Genomic DNA, 1,090 nt, shown 5'->3' with positions numbered 1-1,090 from the left:
CTCCCCGCCGAAGATGACATACCGCAACGACAGATCCACCCCACCCAGATCCCGCTCCGCCGCCATCAACTGATAAAACGCCGACGGCGTCTGATTCAACACCGTAACCCCGCACTCCACCAACAACTCCAAGAACTCCACCGGCGAACGACTCACCTCAAACGACACCACCACCAACCGGCCACCCGACAACAACGCCCCCCACAACTCCCACACCGAAAAATCAAACGCATACGAATGGAACAACACCCACACATCAGAATCTCCAAACCCGAACCACTCCCGAGTCGACGCCAGCAACCGCGTCACACTCCCCTGCGAGACCACCACCCCCTTCGGACGCCCCGTCGACCCCGACGTGAAAATCACATACGCCGGATGACCAGGAAGAACCCCCCGCCCCCCACCCACCACCGGTACCGAGGTCGAGGCCGGGGTCGGGGTCAGGGTCGGGGACGAACTCGGAGACGGGGTCAGAACCGAGGCCGAAGCCGGGGTAGAGGCCGAGGTCGGAGCGTCCCTCCATGGCTCCTCAACCAAAACCTGCGAACCGTCCAGCACCACCCGCGCCATCCCCGCCGGCAACACCCCCTCCGTCCCCGGCACCACCACCGCCACCACCGGAGCCGCATCCCCCACGATCTGCGCCACCCGCTCCACCGGATACGACGGATCCACCGGCACATACCCACCCCCCGCCTTCACCACCGCCACCACCGCCACCACCAACTCCACCGACCGCGGAACCACCAACACCACCAACCCCTCCGGCCCCACCCCCGCGGCCACCAACACCCCCGCCAACACCCCCGCCCGCGCGTCCAACTCCCCATACGACACCTCCACCCCCTCACACACCACCGCCACCGCATCCGGCGAAGCCGCCACCTGAGCCTCGAACTCCTCCACCAACGTCGACCCGGCAGACACCACCCCCCGCCCCGCCCACTCACCGAGAATGACCTCACGCTCAGTCGGATCCAGCAGATCGATCTCACTCAACCGGACACCCGGATCGGCGACCACCGACTCCAGCAACCGCCCGAACCGCACCACCATCTCCTCGACCGTCACCCGATCGAACAGATCG

Annotated in this window: 1 protein-coding gene; it reads right to left on the bottom strand. The window is 66.2% G+C overall.

Going from position 1 to position 1,090, the window contains the following annotated elements; genetic code table 11:
- The coding region (locus tag AB0J58_RS45140) for an AMP-binding protein (RefSeq protein ID WP_364228041.1) at positions 1-1,090 on the bottom strand (1,090 nt) is incomplete at both ends.

Origin of the sequence: Streptosporangium sp. NPDC049644 (assembly GCF_040675205.1) — a bacterium.
In the GTDB taxonomy this organism is placed as follows: Bacteria; Actinomycetota; Actinomycetes; order Streptosporangiales; family Streptosporangiaceae; genus Streptosporangium; species Streptosporangium fukuiense.
This window is presented reverse-complemented; position numbering and strand designations above follow the sequence as displayed.